The sequence below is a fragment of the Kribbella sp. NPDC050820 genome, from assembly GCF_040653975.1.
Lineage (GTDB): Bacteria > Actinomycetota > Actinomycetes > Propionibacteriales > Kribbellaceae > Kribbella.
The window spans coordinates 1-15,228 of the sequence record NZ_JBFAHB010000024.1 but is presented as its reverse complement, the minus strand read 5'-3'; the positions used below and the strand labels follow the sequence as shown (position 1 = coordinate 15,228).

Annotated in this window: 13 protein-coding genes; 9 read left to right on the top strand and 4 right to left on the bottom strand. The window is 69.1% G+C overall.

The window, feature by feature from the left end; translation table 11 throughout:
- Positions 1 to 303 precede the first annotated feature (303 nt).
- The 5 genes from AB0H36_RS21430 (at position 304) to AB0H36_RS21410 (ending at position 5,683) form a co-directional block, all read left to right on the top strand.
- Positions 304 to 1,854, top strand: coding sequence for an ABC transporter substrate-binding protein (locus tag AB0H36_RS21430; protein ID WP_360525847.1), 1,551 nt, complete (start codon positions 304 to 306; stop codon positions 1,852 to 1,854).
- A gap of 183 nt (positions 1,855 to 2,037) precedes the next feature.
- Positions 2,038 to 2,334, top strand: coding sequence for a helix-turn-helix transcriptional regulator (locus tag AB0H36_RS21425; protein ID WP_360525844.1), 297 nt, complete (start codon positions 2,038 to 2,040; stop codon positions 2,332 to 2,334).
- Between the two features lie 52 nt (positions 2,335 to 2,386).
- Positions 2,387 to 3,298 carry an N-acetyl-1-D-myo-inositol-2-amino-2-deoxy-alpha-D-glucopyranoside deacetylase gene (gene mshB, locus AB0H36_RS21420; RefSeq protein ID WP_360525841.1) on the top strand — a complete coding sequence of 304 codons (912 nt, stop codon included), beginning with the start codon at positions 2,387 to 2,389 and terminating at the stop codon, positions 3,296 to 3,298.
- Entirely contained in the window at positions 3,298 to 3,792 is a 495-nt protein-coding gene (locus AB0H36_RS21415; protein ID WP_360525838.1) for a flavin reductase family protein, read from the top strand. The genes mshB and AB0H36_RS21415 overlap by 1 nt, the downstream gene beginning before the upstream one ends.
- A 121-nt stretch (positions 3,793 to 3,913) precedes the next feature.
- Positions 3,914 to 5,683 carry a VanW family protein gene (locus AB0H36_RS21410; protein WP_360525835.1) on the top strand — a complete coding sequence of 590 codons (1,770 nt, stop codon included), beginning with the start codon at positions 3,914 to 3,916 and terminating at the stop codon, positions 5,681 to 5,683.
- Here AB0H36_RS21410 and AB0H36_RS21405 read toward each other — a convergent pair.
- Positions 5,680 to 6,114, bottom strand: coding sequence for a type II toxin-antitoxin system PemK/MazF family toxin (locus tag AB0H36_RS21405; protein WP_360525832.1), 435 nt, complete (start codon positions 6,112 to 6,114; stop codon positions 5,680 to 5,682). The genes AB0H36_RS21410 and AB0H36_RS21405 overlap by 4 nt on opposite strands.
- 11 nt (positions 6,115 to 6,125) lie before the next feature.
- The gene (locus tag AB0H36_RS21400) at positions 6,126 to 7,052 is read right to left on the bottom strand and encodes a GNAT family N-acetyltransferase (RefSeq protein ID WP_360525829.1); all 927 of its coding nucleotides are present in this window, start codon (positions 7,050 to 7,052) and stop codon (positions 6,126 to 6,128) included.
- Between the two features lie 114 nt (positions 7,053 to 7,166).
- Here AB0H36_RS21400 and fdxA point away from each other — a divergent pair, with 114 nt between their 5' ends.
- Positions 7,167 to 7,493, top strand: coding sequence for a ferredoxin (fdxA, locus tag AB0H36_RS21395; protein WP_131285641.1), 327 nt, complete (start codon positions 7,167 to 7,169; stop codon positions 7,491 to 7,493).
- A 64-nt stretch (positions 7,494 to 7,557) separates the two neighbouring features.
- Here the strand turns inward: fdxA and AB0H36_RS21390 are convergent, their stop codons facing one another.
- On the bottom strand, positions 7,558 to 8,535 hold the full coding sequence (locus AB0H36_RS21390) for a hypothetical protein (RefSeq protein WP_360525826.1): 978 nt from the start codon (positions 8,533 to 8,535) through the stop codon (positions 7,558 to 7,560).
- A gap of 82 nt (positions 8,536 to 8,617) precedes the next feature.
- On the bottom strand, positions 8,618 to 9,553 hold the full coding sequence (gene dapD / locus AB0H36_RS21385; protein ID WP_360525823.1) for a 2,3,4,5-tetrahydropyridine-2,6-dicarboxylate N-succinyltransferase: 936 nt from the start codon (positions 9,551 to 9,553) through the stop codon (positions 8,618 to 8,620).
- A gap of 137 nt (positions 9,554 to 9,690) precedes the next feature.
- Between dapD and AB0H36_RS21380 the strand changes: the two genes are divergently transcribed.
- Genes AB0H36_RS21380 through AB0H36_RS21370 form a run of 3 tightly spaced genes read left to right on the top strand, consistent with a single transcriptional unit; the run spans position 9,691 to position 14,509 of the window.
- Positions 9,691 to 10,500 carry a phosphotransferase gene (locus AB0H36_RS21380; RefSeq protein ID WP_360525820.1) on the top strand — a complete coding sequence of 270 codons (810 nt, stop codon included), beginning with the start codon at positions 9,691 to 9,693 and terminating at the stop codon, positions 10,498 to 10,500.
- Entirely contained in the window at positions 10,497 to 11,390 is an 894-nt protein-coding gene (locus AB0H36_RS21375; RefSeq protein ID WP_360525817.1) for an NAD-dependent dehydratase, read from the top strand. The genes AB0H36_RS21380 and AB0H36_RS21375 overlap by 4 nt, the downstream gene beginning before the upstream one ends.
- Before the next feature lie 17 nt (positions 11,391 to 11,407).
- Positions 11,408 to 14,509, top strand: coding sequence for a GH92 family glycosyl hydrolase (locus AB0H36_RS21370; protein WP_360525814.1), 3,102 nt, complete (start codon positions 11,408 to 11,410; stop codon positions 14,507 to 14,509).
- The last annotated feature ends 719 nt before the right edge of the window (positions 14,510 to 15,228 follow it).

Here is a 15,228-nt window from a genome sequence, read left to right as displayed (position 1 = left end):
CTGAATGGGTCACGATCCGGTCAAACCGGCTGAACTCGATTGCGCCACTTGTGAATACGTGAGTTGATCACCGCGACATTGAGGAAGAGAACTTTCTTCAAGCCGCCGTGACCCGGCGTCGATTGTCATTTACAGGAAGGAACACTGGCCATGGAGCACGTCAAGCGAACCGGGGTGGCGATCGCCGCGGGGTTCGCCCTGACCCTGACGGCAGCAGCCTGCGGCGGGGACGAAGGGGGCAGTAGCACCCAGAGCGGGCAAGACACGGCCGGTGCCAAGGGGGGCACCGTCACCGTTTACCACGTGAACGACGTGGAACACCTCGACCCCGCGCGGAACTTCGTCACCGACTCCAACATGATCGGCAAGCTGATCACGCGGACGCTGACGGACTACCGCTACGACGCGAAGTCGAAGAAGATCATCCTCGAGAAGGACCTCGCCGAGAGCTACGAGTCCAGCCCGGACTTCAAGACCTGGACCTTCAAGCTGAAGGACGGCCTGAAGTACGAGGACGGCACGCCGGTCAAGGCGGCCGACATCAAGTACAACGCCGAGCGCTCGTTCTCCGCCGACATGGCCGAGGGTGCGCCGTACGCGCACGAGTACCTGGACTGCCCGGGCTACAAGGGCCCGTACGTCGCCGGCAACAACGGCGGCAAGGGCTGCACCGCGATGGAGGTGCCGGACGACAAGACCATCATCTTCAAGCTGAACCGCCCGGTCTCGTCCTTCGACGGCACCACGAGCATGAAGGTCTTCTCGCCGGTCCCGGCGGCCAAGGACACCAAGACGGCGTACGACAACCGTCCGGTCTCCACCGGTCCGTACAAGATCGAGACCTACACCCGCAAGAAGCAGCTCGTGCTGGTCCGCAACGACCAGTGGGACCAGAAGACGGACCCGCTGCGCAACGCGCTGCCGGACAAGTTCATCTTCAAGTTCGGTGACGCCGAGGCGACCGTCGACCAGCGGCTGATCGCGGACGGCACCGCCGACAAGAGCTCGGTGAGCTTCGCCGGTGTGCAGCCGGAGAACATCGCCAAGACGAACCAGGCGAACGTCAAGGACCGCGTGGTCGAGGGCACCGACATCTGCCGCCGGTACATCGCGTTCAACGAGCAGAAGCCGCTGCTGAAGAACCAGAAGCTGCGCGAGGCGCTGTACTACGGCCTCGACCGCACCAGCTACCGCGACGGTCGTGGTGGCGAGCGGCTCGCTGCGGTGGTCGACTCGATCATTCCGCAGGACATGGAGGGCTACAAGGCGGAGGAGCACTTCAAGGCTCCGCCGGAGGGTGACCCGGCGAAGGCCAAGCAGCTGCTGACCGAGTCCGGCTACAAGGGCGAGAAGCTGGTGCTGGGCACGGCGGACTCCGGTCTGGCCGTGAAGGCCGCCGAGGCCGCTCAGGCGTCCTGGAAGGCTGTCGGGATCAACGTCGACATCCGCAAGATCCCGGGTGACAACTACTACTCGACGCAGCAGCAGGACTCCGGCGCGACCGACCTGATCACCGCGGGCTGGTGCTACGACTGGGCGAGCCTGACCACGATCGTTCCGTCCGTCCTCGGTGCGGACACGAGCGCCCCGGGCAAGGCCGCGCAGAACAACTACGCTCGTAGCCAGGCCGGTTGGGACAAGCTGGCCGAGCTGGCGAAGGAGTCCGACAAGGCCAAGGTCGAGTCCGGCCTGTCCGACCTGTACGCCGAGATCATGAAGACGGCGCCGCTGGTGCCGACCGTTCAGGACCTCAACGTGTACGTCGTCGGCTCGAACATCTCCAACGCGGTGGCCGACCCGAACACCGGTGGTCTGCCGGACCTGACCCAGATCGGCCTCAAGCAGGCCGGCTGATCTGAGTCGCTCCACAACTGAACAGCAAACCGGAGAGGGCGGTGCCTGGCGGCGCCGCCCTCTTCTGCTGTCTCCGGCCCGTTGCAGGGCACAGTTGTATGGGTCATCTGTATGGGTTGTACCTGGTGACGGAGCGTGCCGGGCGAAAGAATCTCACTCCGAGCCCTTGGGGAGGAGTGAGCGATGCCGGTCTACCAGGTCGTCCCAGCGGTGCGCAGGGACGACGCCGCCCCGGAGATCGTCTGCGACGTCTACGAGCTGGGCGCCCGCCGCCGGACACCGGTGGCCGTGAAGGAGCTGACCAGCCGCCAGGTTGCGATCGGCCGGATGATGTCGACCGGCGCGAAGGACGCCGCGATCGCCCGCGAGCTGGGGCTGTCGCTGCGGACGGTCCGGGCCGAGATCAGTGCGCTGATCGCCGGTCTCGGGGCCAAGTCCCGCTTCCAGGCCGGCTGCCTGCTGGTCCGCCGCTTCGGCTGAGCCACGCTCCGTTGCCGGGCCGGCTGTCGGCGGCCCGACGTAGGCTTTCGCCATGAGTGAGCTTCCTGATCGCCGGCTGCTGCTGGTGCACGCCCACCCGGACGACGAGACGATCAACAACGGCGTGACGATGGCGAGGTACGTCGCCGAGGGCGTCGGCGTGACGCTGATCACCTGCACGCTCGGCGAGGAGGGCGAGGTGCTCGTCCCGGAGCTCGAGCACCTGGCCGCGAGCCAGAGCGACCAGCTCGGCGCGCACCGGATCGGCGAGCTGGCGGCCGCGATGGCCGAGCTCGGCGTCACCGACTACCGCTTCCTCGGCGCGCCCGGGAAGTACCGCGACACCGGGATGATCTACAACGAGGAAGGCAACGCCGACGTCCCGCCGCAGACCCGGCCGGACAGCTTCTGGCAGGCCGACGTGCTGGTGGCGGCCGACGACCTGATCCCGGTCATCCGCGAGGTCCGGCCGCAGGTCCTGGTGACCTACGACCAGTACGGGAACTACGGCCACCCCGACCACATCCAGGCCCATCGCGTCGCGACGTACGCGGCCGCGCTGGCCGCCGCGCCGTCGTACCGGGAGGACCTGGGCGAGGCCTGGGACATCCCGAAGATCTACTGGAACGCGATGTCCGAGTCGAGCCTGCGGGACAGCCTGCGGAAGCTGCGCGAGTCCGGGGACCACACGACCTTCGAGGGGATGGACCCCGACGGCCCGATGGGGCCGTTCGTCACCCCGGACCGGTTCATCGCCTGCGTGATCGACGCCGGGCAGTACATCGACCAGAAGATGAACGCGATGAAGGCGCACGCCACCCAGATCACCGTCGACGGACCGTTCTTCGCGCTGTCGAACAACAACGGCAACGAGATCTGGGGCTCGGAGGCGTACCGCCTGGTCAAGGGCACGGCGGCGCCGGGCCCGGACGGCCTGGAGCACGACCTGTTCGCCGGGCTCTGATGCCGGCGCCCGCGGAGTTCCGTGCGGCGCTCGGGCGGTTCGCCTCCGGCATCACGATCATGAGCACGCTCCAGGACGGCGTCGCGCACGCGATGACGGCCAACGCGTTCACATCCGTCTCGCTCGACCCGCCACTGGTGCTGGTCTGCGTCGACAAGGGCGTCCGGATGCACGCTGCCGTCCTGGAGTGCGGCTTCTGGGCGGTGTCGGTGCTGGCAGGGGACCAGCAGCCGATCGCCGACCGGTTCGCCCGCTCCGGGCGCGACCTCTACACCCAGTTCGACGGCATCGCGACGGTGCCCGGCCCGAAGACCGGCTGTCCGGTCATCGAACGCTCCCTGTCCTGGCTGGAGTGCCGGACCTGGGCGACGTACGACGGTGGCGATCACACGATCGTGGTCGGCGAGGTGCTGAGCCTCGGCGTCAGGGAATCGGGTGATCACGGAGCGTTGATCTACTACGACAGTGATTACCGAGAGCTACCAGATGGGTAGCGCGGAGGGGCAGCCCGGGGCTGCCCCGAGGGTCGGACTGGGCTGCCCCTTCCCGTAGGATGTGCCCTTGTGCCCCGTGCGGGCGCGGCCCGAATACGGCTCGACAGGAGGACTTCGTCCGGTGGGGAGACAGCAGCTCGCGGGGATCATCGCCGCGGCGGGCCTTGGCGTGCTCGTGGTGGGGTACGGAGCGGCCTTCGCGTTCGCCGGTGACAGGATCCCGGGTGACAGCACCGTGCTGGGCGTCCCGGTCGGCGGGCTGTCCGAGGACGACGCGAAGTCGAAGCTCGAGGCCGGCCTGAAGGACCGGCTGACCCAGCCGATCACGCTGAAGGCCGGCGAGTCGTCGTACAAGGTCGATCCGGTCGAGGCCGGGCTCAGCGTGGACGTGGACGCCACCGTCGACGCGGCGGGTGCGGGGCGCAGCCTGGCCCCGGGCCACATCTGGCATGCCCTGACCGGCGGCGACGAGATCCAGCCGGTGATCAAGAAGGACGACGCGAAGCTGCAGGCCGCCGTCGCCAAGCTGGCCAAGCAGGTGAACCGGCAGGCCACCGACGGCACGATCACGTTCAAGAACGCCGAGCCGGTTCAGCATGAGCCCGCCGACGGCCTGCAGATGGACAACGGGAAGGCGACCAGCACGCTGCTCGCCGCGTACCCCGCCGAGACCACCCCGGCCGAGCTCGCAGTCACCGTGACCAAGCCGCAGGCCGACGCGGAGGCGATGGCCAAGGCGATGTCGGACTTCGCCGAGCCGGCCATGTCCGGCCCGATCCGGCTCACCGTCGGGTCGAAGTCGGTCGAGCTGACCCCGTCCGAGCTCGCGCCCGCGCTGGCGGTGACCGTCAAGGACGGCCAGATCACCCCGTCGCTGAACGCGAAGACGCTCGAGCCGCTGTTCCAGGAGCGGTTCAAGGCACTGGAGACGCTGCCGAAGGACGCCACGGTGCAGATCGTCGGCGCCGGCCCGACGGTGATCCCGGCCGTCGACGGCCTGGTGGTGGACCGGGCCAAGGTCGGCCCGGCAATCCTGTCGGTGCTGCCCAAGCCGGTCGGCGAGCGCCGCGCCCAGGTCGGCCTGGCCCCGACCAAGGCCAAGGTGACCACCGAGGCGGTCCAGGCGCTCGGGATCAAGGAGGTGATGGGGGAGTTCACCACCCAGTTCCCGCACGCGCCGTACCGCAACGTGAACATCGGCACCGCGGCCCGCAAGATCAACGGCACGCTGCTGAAGCCGAACGAGGAGTTCAGCCTCAACAAGATCGTCGGTGAGCGGACCAAGGAGAACGGGTTCACCGAGGGCAACATCATCAGCGGCGGCAAGTTCGTCCTGGACCTCGGCGGCGGTGTCTCGCAGTCGGCCACCACCACCTTCAACGCGGCCTTCTTCGCCGGGCTGAAGGACGTCGAGCACAAGGCGCACAGCGTCTACATCAGCCGCTACCCGATCGGCCGGGAGGCGACCGTCGCCTGGCCGTCGGTGGACATGAAGTTCCTGAACGACTCCGGCCACGGGATCCTCGTGCAGACCATCTTCAGGGCCTCCACGCCGGGCCGCCCGGGCAGCATCACGGTGAAGATCTGGGGCACCAAGGTCTGGGACATCACCGCGGGCCAATCGGGCAAGACCAACCCGCGCCAGCCCGGGATCGTCTACAACACCAAGCCCGACTGCAAACCGCAGGCGCCGACCGCCGGCTTCGACATCACGATCTACCGGTACTTCGCCCAGAACGGCGTTCGGAAGAAGACCGAGTCCTTCGTGACCAAGTACAACGCGGCCGACGACATCCGCTGCGGCCCGAAGCCGGGCACTACGCCGCCGCCCGCGTCCACCACCCCGCCGGGCATGAGCAAGCCGACCACGACCACCCGCCCGCCCGGTTAGGCCTGCAGCTTGTGGAGTTCGGCGGCGACCTGGTCGAACAGGTCCTCGCCGATCACCGCGCCTTCCCGGCGTACCTCGGCCGGGTCGATCCGGAGCACCCGGTCCAGGCGCACCTCGCTGCGGCGGCCGTCGCGGTCCCACGCGCCGCTGCCGATGTCCAGCCAGACCCGGCCCCAGCGGGCCTCGTCGGCGGCGTCCCGGTCGTGGTCCTTGCTGGTCAGGATCAGCGCCAGCAGCCACGGCCCGTCCGAGCCGACGACCAGGACCGGACGGTCCTTGCCCCGGTTGTGGTCCTCCTCGAACGGCACCCAGGTCCAGACGATCTCGCCCGGGTCAGCCACCCCGTCGTCCGGGTGCGGGGTGTACTCGACGTGCACCGTCCCCTCGAAGTCCCCCGCATACTCCGGCCGCTCCGCCACATGATCCGCCATGGGACCTGAGGTTAGCGGGTGGTCAGATACCGGTAGCGATACGCGGGTTGGTAGCTGAGGTGCCTGCAGGCGGTCACGGCGGGTGTGTTCTCCTCCAGGACCTCGAGGTAGGTACGGCGGCCGCCCAGCGGGCCTGACCACCGCGCCAGCCCCTGCAGGAGGGCCGTTCCGAGGCCCCGGCGACGGTACGACGGGTCCACGCGGATCGCATCCACCCCGAGCCAGTGACCGGTCATCGAGCCCCGCCCGACGGCGACCGCCCGGCCGTTCAGCGTGATCGACGCGAACACGGCCTTCGGCGCGCCCTCCATCACGGTCGGCGCGGGCTCCGGCACCGGCCCGTCGAAGGCTGCCGCGTACCAGGCCGAATCAGGGTGCTCCGCGACCAGTACGTCGTACGCCGGAGCAGCGTTCACGTGGTCGAGGGTGGTGTGCATGACTAGGACGTCGGACTGCCCGGGACGGGCGTCGGTCCACCCGCAGGACCGGAGCTCCGCCTCCTCGGGGCTGCCGAGCCGGACGAGCGCCAGCGGTGGCAGCCCACGCTCGTCGTAGAAGGCCTCAGCGTGCTTGAGCGCCTCCGGCACCGCCATCCCGGGATTCCCCGCGGGCAGCAGCGAATTGGCCCGCCCGGTCCATCCGGACGATGCCCGCAGCAACCACTCCCCGAGGTACGTCGTCTCCACCGCAGGCCGGCCGAGGGCGGTGGTCAGGAACAGCTGCTCCACGTCCACCGGCCGCAGCGGCAGCTCCGGGATCGTTTTCGCCGCCGTCACGTCACTGACACGAATCTCGTGCAGACTGCTGTCAGCGTGCCGAACGACAAGGCCCTCGGGGTCCCCGGACTGGAGCACGCCGATGACGTCGGTCAGGCCGCCGGGGATCCGGTGCCGGACGACGACACGGTGGCCGATATCACGGGCACTGAAGCCTGACACGATGCGGACTCCTGGCAGAGTGGGCGAAGTACTACCGTGATACTAGATACCTGCATCACAGCATCGCAGCACCCCAAGCCAGCGCTGCGCTTGCCTGCCATAGGAGGAGTAGCAGTGACCTACGTCATCGCGCAGCCGTGTGTTGACCTGAAGGACCTCGCCTGCGTCGAGGAATGCCCCGTCGACTGCATCTACGAGGGCAACCGGATGCTGTACATCCACCCGGACGAGTGCGTGGACTGCGGAGCGTGCGAGCCGGTCTGCCCCGTGGAGGCGATCTACTACGAGGACGACACGCCGGAGCAGTGGAAGGACTACTACACGGCGAACGTCGACTTCTTCAACGACCTGGGCTCGCCGGGTGGCGCGTCGAAGATGGGCAAGATCGACAAGGATCACCCGTTCATCGCCGCCCTGCCGCCGCAGGAGCACGACGAGTAAACAACCAGCTACTGAGCGGGGCGGGGCGCCGGTGGTGCCCCGCCTCGCGTCTTGTGGGCGGCGGTTACTGCTCGACCACGTCCACGTGGACGTGGTCGAGGTGGCGGAGGATCGTGGCGTCGCCGGAGCGCGCCGGCGGGGTGTAGTCGCGCCAGCCGCTGTCGGAGCGGCGGCCGGCGGTCCAGATCTTGTCGCTGAAGATGACCGTGCGGATGTTCAGCACCTCCGCCCGGGCGACCAGGTACTGCGCCATCGCCCACCCCTTGGTGGTGTTCGCCGCCGAGATCGGCCGCACGAACACGTCCACCGCCCGGCCCTCGTAGTGCGCCGACCCTTCCATGTGCCCGGACCGGATCCCGCCCGGCGCGTACCCACCGGTCGACAGCTTCCCGAACGTCGCCAGCAGATCACGCCGTACGGCGTCCGCCCGCGGCGTCAGCCCGTTCCGGCCGAGCGTCTGCGCCTCCACTGTGTCGGGATCGACGGTGCAGCTGAACACGGCCTTCGACTGCCCGGTCAGCGCCGACGCGAGGATCCGCGCATCGGCCTCGTGGTCCGCGTAGGCGTTCGGGAACGCGCTGCGCTGGACCCGGTCGGCCGCCACCGTGACCGCGAGGGTCTGGTAGTTCCTGATCTTCACCAGCGCGTCGTAGAACTTCCCGGCCGCGTAATGCGGGTCGCGCACCTGGGCCGCCGTACCCCAGCCCTGTGACGGCCGCTGCTGGAACAGCCCCAGCGAGTCCCGGTCGCCGTGCGCCAGGTTCCGCAGGCCCGACTCCTGGTATGCCGTCGCCAACGCGATCGTCGCCGCCCGCGCCGGCAACCCACGCCGTACGGCGACACCGGCGATCAGCGCGGCGTTCTCAGCCTGCTCCAGGTCCACTACCACGGTCGCGCCGCCGACGGTGGCCTCGCACTGCTCCTTGGGCGGCAGCAGCGACGGGAGGTCCTGGTCGCCGACCCAGTTGATCGCGACGCCGACAGCCAGCGCGAGCGCGGCGAAGGCGCCCACGGCGATGACGGCACCCCGCTTTATCGGCATACCGCTCCCAACGTTCGGGAGCGGGGCCGAGGTTCCTGACGATGGGTCACGAAGTGGTTGACGCGCTGGACGTGCCGCTGGTTCACGCGTTGGCGTGAAGTGCCTCGTTCAGCGCGATGCCCTCACCCGTCCGCGGGCGGGCCTCGACGGCGCCGGTGACCGAGTTGCGCAGGTACAGCAGGCCCGGCTGGCCGGACAGCTCACGCGCCTTCACCACGCTGCCGTCCGGCAGGGTGACCTTGGTGCCGGCGGTCACGTACAGTCCGGCCTCGACCACGCAGTCGTCGCCGAGCGAGATCCCGGTGCCGCCGTTCGCACCGAGCAGGCAGCGCTTGCCGATCGACACGACCTGCGTGCCGCCACCGGACAGCGTGCCCATGATCGACGAGCCCGCGCCGATGTCGCTGCCGTCGTCGACCACGACCCCGGCCACGATCCGGCCCTCGACCATCGACGTACCGAGGGTGCCGGCGTTGAAGTTGATGAAGCCCTCGTGCATCACCGTGGTCCCGGCGGCCACGTGCGCGCCGAGCCGGACCCGGTCGGCGTCGGCGATCCGGACCCCGCTCGGTACGACATAGTCCGTCATCCGCGGGAACTTGTCGACGCTCGTGACAGTCAGGTACTGCCCGGCCGCCCGCGCCCGCAGCCGGACCTGCTCGATGTCCTCGACCGGCACCGGACCGAGCGAGGTCCAAGCGTTGTTCGGCAGGGCGCCGAAGATGCCGTCGAGGTTCACGCCGTGCGGGCGGACGAGCCGGTGCGACAGCAGGTGCAGGCGCAGGTACGCGTCCGGGGTGCTGCCGTCCGGGGCCTCGTCCAGGGCGATCTCGGCCGAGACGACCTCCCGCCGCACCTGCCGGAGCTCGTCGTTCCCCTCCGCGGCGATCAGCTCGGCGGGCGCCTTCGCGTCCGCCGGCTTGCTGCCGAGCTCAGGAGCCGGGAACCAGACATCGAGCACGGTCCCAGCAACAGTGACGGTAGCGAGGCCAAAGCCCCAAGCATGCGTGGCATCCATACCTCAAAGCCTGCCAGACCCCCCAGCGCCGGGTTGACCGGGACCGCCATCCGGGAAATCCCGAGGCGAGGGTCGGGGGGCTGTGGTCTACTCGTCGGATGCTTCCGACTTGGCTTGCGGTGGTGTCTGGTCCGTTGTTGGAAGCGACAGAGGCGCCTGGGGTCGGGGCGTTGCATGGGGAGTTGCTGCGGCAGTGGGGGTCGTCGGAGGTGTGGCGGCTGTCTTACGGGCTGCGGAGTGTGATCGCCAAGCGGGGGACGGACGGGCAGGCTGACGAAGCGCGGGCGTACGAGCGCTTCGTCGTACCGCTCGGACTGCCGGCACCCCGACTGATTCACAACCATCGCGACGACGACGCCGGGGTGATGATCCTGGCGGATGTCGGCCGGGTGACGCTGGAGCAGGAGCCGAGTGCCGACGGGTTCGCCGCCGCGGCCGAGTTGCTCGCGACGATCCGGCAGCGGCCGGTGGACGGTCCGAGCGAGTTCCCGGCGGAGCGGGTGAAGGAGCTCGCGGACCGGATCGGCCGGATCGACTTCGACCTCGCGCCGCTGACCGAGGCTCTCGCCGCGCTGCACCGGGACGCCCCGGCCGCCGTCGTCCACGGCGACTTCGTGCCGAAGAACCTGGTCACCGACGGCGCTCGCTGGACCGCGATCGACTGGCCGGGCGCCTACCTCGCGCCGCACCTCAGCGACCTCTACACGCTGATCCGCGACGCCGTTGCCCTCGGCCACGAACGCGAACCGATCCTCGCCCGCTACCTCGACGCCACCGGCGCCGACCCGGCACTCGTCGACCGCCAGTTCCTCGTCGGCGGCGGCTGCTTCTTCCTCATCGCGCTGCGCTTCATCGTCGAGGAGGGCTTGCGCACGATCCCGGAGTCCAAGAACTGGATCGCCGGCCTGCTCAGCGAGCTCGAAGACGTGGTGACCCAGCTGTCATGAAGCTCCTCGTCCTCGGCGGCACCAAGAACCTCGGCCGCCACGTGGTCGAGGCCGCCCTCCGCCACGGTCACGACCTCACCCTCTTCAACCGCGGCCTCACCAACCCGTCCCTGTTCCCCGAAGTCCGTCGCCTGACCGGCTCACGATCCGAGCCGGACGCGCTGGCGACGGGGGAGTGGGACGGCGTCATCGACATGTCGGGCTTCCTGGTCCACGACGTACGGCGCTCCGCCGAGCTGCTCCGCGACCGCGTCGGCCACTACACGTACATGTCGTCGATCGCGGTCTACGCCAGCAAGATCACGCCCGGGATGACCGAGGACGCCCCGCTGCTCCCGTGGCCGGACGGCGCGCCCGAGGACCACTTCACCATGGACCTCTACGGCCCCTCCAAGGTCCGCTGCGAATCGTTGCTGACGGCCCAGTTCGGCGACCGCACCTCGGCCGTCCGCTCCGGCTTCGTCGTCGGCCCCTACAACCCCGACTTCGGCAATTGGGGCGAAGCCCTCGCCCACGGCAAGCCGCTCGAGTGCGCCGCCCGGCCCGACCAGCCCATCCAGTACGTCGACGCCCGCGACCTGGCTGCCTTCCTCCTGCACGTCACGGTCGACCGCGTTCCCGGCCCGTTCAACGCGGTCGGCCGCTCCACCGCCATGTCGGACCTGGCCGACGCCTGGCGCTCCGTCGTACCCGATCCACCTGTGATTGACTGGTCACCGGCCGAGGACCGCTTCCACCTCCCGCACGACGGCACCAACGACGGCACCTTCCAGCTCGACAACTCCCGGGCCCTCGCAGCCGGCCTCACCCTCCGCACCAACCACGAGATCGCCCGCGACTACCTCGCCTGGGTCCAAGCTGGGAACACCCCACCTCCACCGCCGCACTGATCCGTAGCATTGCGCGGGTGATCATCGAGACAGGTGGAGGTCCGGTCGGCGGCCGGACCAGCCCGAGCGGCGTCGGTTTCAGCAGCGTCAACGCGACCCGGTACTCCGGTACGACCGGCAACCGCGAGGAGGCTGCGCTCCAGGCGGGCGACCACCTCGTGCGGCCGGGGGACCGGCTGCGGTACCTGATCTACCCGGAGCTCGACGTGCAGCTCGAGTACTCGGCGACGTACGCCGCTGTGGACCTGGTCTTCACCGACGGCAGTCGCCTGTCCGAGCTCGGCGTACTGAACCAGTACGGGATGCCGTTCGACGCGGCCGGCCAGGGCGCGTCCAAGATCCTGTACGCGAACCAGTGGAACGACGTCCAGGTCGACCTGACCGCGGCCGCCGGGCGCACCGTCGACCAGGTGGTGCTGACCGTCGACGCACCGGACGCCGGCACGGAGTTCGAGGGCTGGATCGACGACCTGGAGATCGGGCCGGCCCCGGCGCGGCTGGACGGCTCGGACCTGACGGCGTACGTCGACACCCGGCGCGGCACCAACGCCAGCCACGACTTCTCCCGCGGCAACACGCTGCCGATCACCGCCTGGCCGAACGGCTTCAACTTCCTCACCCCGGTGACGGACGCCTCGACCCACCGCTGGCCGTACGAGTACCACCGGGCCAACAACGCCGACAACCGCCCCGAGCTCCAGGGCCTGAGCTTCTCGCACCAGCCGAGCCCGTGGATGGGCGACCGCGACCAGCTGTCGATCATGCCCGTGGCGGCCGCCGAACCCCTCGGTGACCCGGCCGCTCGCGCCGCCGCGTTCAGCCACGACGACGAGATCGCCCGCCCGGACCTCTACTCGGTCCGGCTCGCGAACGGCGTCAGCGCCGAGCTCGCGCCCACCGACCACGGCGCGATCTTCCGCTTCACCTTCCCGGCGGACGCGGCCGGCCGGCACCTGGTCTTCGACACCATCGACGAGCACGGATTCTTCGAGTACGACGGGACCGCGCTGACCGGCTGGGTCGAGAACGGCTCGGAGTTCGGCCGCACCCGGATGTACTGCTACGGCATCTTCTCCGTCGCGCCGACCGGTTTCGGCCCGACCGCCGGCGGCCGGTCCAACGCCCGAGCGGTCAGCTTCGACGCGGCCGACGACGTCACCCTGCGGATCGCGACGTCCTTCATCGGCGTCGACCAGGCGCGACACAACCTCGAGCTCGAGCTCGCCGGCCGATCCTTCGACGACATCCAGCAGGCCGCCAACGCCGCCTGGAACGAGCGCCTCCAGGTGATCCGGCCCGAGGGCGCGACCGAACCGCAGCTGCGCACGGTCTACGGCAACCTCTACCGCCTCAACCTCTACCCGAACTCCCACTTCGAGAACGCGGGGACGGGGGAGGTACCTGACTATCGCTACGCCAGCCCAGTCGTGCCCGTTGAAGGTCCGGCGACCGACCGCGAGACCAACGCCGTCGTCAAGCCCGGCAAGATGTACGTCAACAGCGGCTTCTGGGACACCTACCGCACCGCATGGCCCGCCTACGCCTTCCTGTACCCGGAGTTGGCGGCCGAACTGGTTGACGGCTTCGTCCAGCAGTACCGCGACGGCGGCTGGATCGCCCGTTGGTCCTCACCGGGGTACGCCGACTGCATGACGGGCACCAGCTCGGACGTCGCCTTCGCGGACGCGTACCTGCGCGGCGTCCCCCTGCCCGACCCGTTGGCGACGTATGACGCCGGCCTACGGAACGCGACCGTCGCTGCCGAGGCGACCGAGGTCGGTCGCAAGGGCGCGGCGACCGGCTTCTTCGCCGGCTATGTCAGCACCGACACCGAGGAGAGCGTGTCCTGGGCGCTCGAGGCGTATCTCAACGACTTCGGGCTCGCGGCGATGGCCGAGCGGCTGGCCGACGACCCGTCCGTGCCCGGCGAACGACGGGCGCGCTTGCGCGAGGAAGCGTCGTACCTGCGTCGTCGCTCGCTGAACTACGTGCTGCTGTTCGACCCGGCGATCGACTTCTTCCAGGGCCGGCGGCCGGACGGGCAGTTCGCGAAGACGCCGGAGGAGTTCGACCCGTGCGAGTGGGGCGGCGACTTCACCGAGACCTGCGGCTGGAACTTCGCGTTCCACGTCGCGCACGACCCTCGCGGCCTGGCCAACCTGTACGGCGGGCCGAGTGGGCTGGAGGCGAAGCTCGACGAGTTCTTCGCGACGCCGGAGCTCGCGGTGAAGAAGGGCACGTACTCGATCGTCATCCACGAGATGCTCGAGGCCCAGGCGGTCCGGATGGGCCAGTTCGGCTTCAGCAACCAGCCGGCGCACCACATCGCATGGATGTACAACTACGCCGGTACGCCGCACAAGACGCAGGCGATCGTCCGTGAGGTGCTGCAGCGGCTGTACGTCGGGGAGCAGATCGGGCAGGGGTACCCGGGTGACGAGGACAACGGGGAGATGTCGGCCTGGTACCTGTTCGGTGCCCTCGGCATCTATCCGCTGCGGGTCGGGGCGCCCGAGTACGCGATCGGCTCGCCGCTGTTCTCCCGCGTCGTCGTGACGCCGCTCGGCGGCACTCCGATCGAGATCACCGCCCAGAACCACGAGCACCCTTATGTGCAAGACGTTCTGGTCGACGGCAAGCAGTTGTCCGTGGCCTCCATCACCGACGCCGCGTTGCGCGCCGCACGCCGCATCGAATTCATCCTGGGCGCGGCCCCATCCGACTGGGCCACCCTGGACACCCCACCATCCCTCACCACCGACGACACCGTCGCCACCCCGCTGGTCGACCTCATCCCCCGCCAGGACCACCCCCTCTTCGACGACACCTCCACCACCTCAATGGTCGTGGACGCCCCCATCACCTGGTCCCTCCCCGAACCCGGGACCGCCACCTTCTACACCCTCACCTCAGGCGAGACCGCGTCCTCATCTGTTGCGTGGCGCCTGGAAGCCTCCACGGACGGCTCCACCTGGACCGTCCTGGACGAACGCCACAACGAATCCTTCCCCTGGCCCCACCAAACCCGCCCCTTCCAGATCCCCACCCCCACCCCCCACCAGCACTACCGCCTAACCCTCACCCCCACCACCCTCACCCAAGTAGAACTCCTCGCCTAACAACACCGTCAGGAGGCGGTCGTCCTTCGGCCGCCTCCGGCGGTGCGCGCGCCGGCATCCCGCCTCGCCGCGGTCGACGCGGGCTCCCGCACCAGCCGAGGCGGTCATGACCGTCCTATGAATCGCCTCCTTCGGGATTAGGCGTACCAGCGATCGGCCAGGAGGGCCAGCCCGAGCAACAGTCATTGGCCGACTCCGGCAGTGCGTACTTACAGGTGTCACGCGCGCACCCGGCAGGTGCCACGCGCGCACCCGGTCAACGCTGAATCACGCGACGACTGATAGCTATTCCCAGTCAGCGAGGCCGGCAAGCTATCGAGCGACGGCGATATCAGGCGAAGACATCAGGTGCGTGCCAAGACCACAACGGCGTCCGGCATCAGCCACACCTCCCGGATCCCACCGTTGCATCCGGCAACGACTACAGCCGGAGGTGTGGCGCTCATCGTGCCTGCCGGCGTGACCGTCTCCGCCATGAGAGCGTCTCGTCCCGCGGTACGCCGCGCCTTCTGAAGTGAGTATGCAGCACAGCCGCACCTAGAGAGTGTGATGTTTCCCCTTGTGGATAAGAGATTCCAGCCTCTTCTGAGTTTGTCCCACGCGCCGACGTGGCATAGAATCGAGCACATGTTCGAAGGAGATCTGACGTCCCTCCCGACGGCCGACCTGCTGGAGTCGGCCGCCGCGCACCGCGCCGAGGCCAACCGCCTCGACGCGCG